This window comes from Gluconobacter sp. P1D12_c (genome assembly GCF_018812105.1).
Taxonomy (GTDB): Bacteria; Pseudomonadota; Alphaproteobacteria; order Acetobacterales; family Acetobacteraceae; genus Gluconobacter; species Gluconobacter oxydans_A.
Genome location: NZ_JACSIQ010000588.1, coordinates 1 through 416, shown reverse-complemented (window position 1 = coordinate 416; position 416 = coordinate 1). Strand labels below are relative to the sequence as shown.

The 416-nt window shown below is 46.4% G+C and carries 1 protein-coding gene; it reads left to right on the top strand.

All coding sequences use genetic code 11. The annotated features are described in order from the left end of the window. Positions 1-224 precede the first annotated feature (224 nt). Positions 225-404: a hypothetical protein gene (locus KP705_RS18280; RefSeq protein WP_215765327.1), complete on the top strand. Its 180-nt coding sequence runs from the start codon at positions 225-227 to the stop codon at positions 402-404. The last annotated feature ends 12 nt before the right edge of the window (positions 405-416 follow it).

The following is a 416-nucleotide window of genomic DNA, read 5'->3' as shown; positions in this document are numbered from 1 at the left end:
AGATGGAGAATTAGATTTTTGGGCTGATGCTCCCGCATCATGCTTTCTATAACTTCTCTGAACCCTGTCTTATGGTACAGAATTATACGCAGACGCCTGACACTGAACTCGTCTAAAAGGCTCTCGAACTCATTGAAGATGTCTCTAAGCGACACAATCAGCAGGTTATCGAAAAACTCCAAAAAATTGGATGCGATGCTCTAACGGGGCGTAAGCTGTTTGCGATGCGTGGTTCGTGGGAGCTTGGCAACAGGGATATCAATGCGGTGGATGATTCCGCAAAAGCATATATGATTGACACTTACACGATATCTCACATGGGTCGAGGTGGGGGTAGCGTCTTAGAAGATGGGATGCTGTCAAAGGTTCTCGACATAGAGCGTCTACAAGGGTTCTCGACATAGAGCGTCTACAAG

Excerpts from the sequence above, each read along its gene's own strand:
- KP705_RS18280 (WP_215765327.1), top strand. The coding sequence starts at position 225 with ATGCGTGGTTCGTGGGAGCTTGGCAACAGGGATATCAATGCGGTGGAT.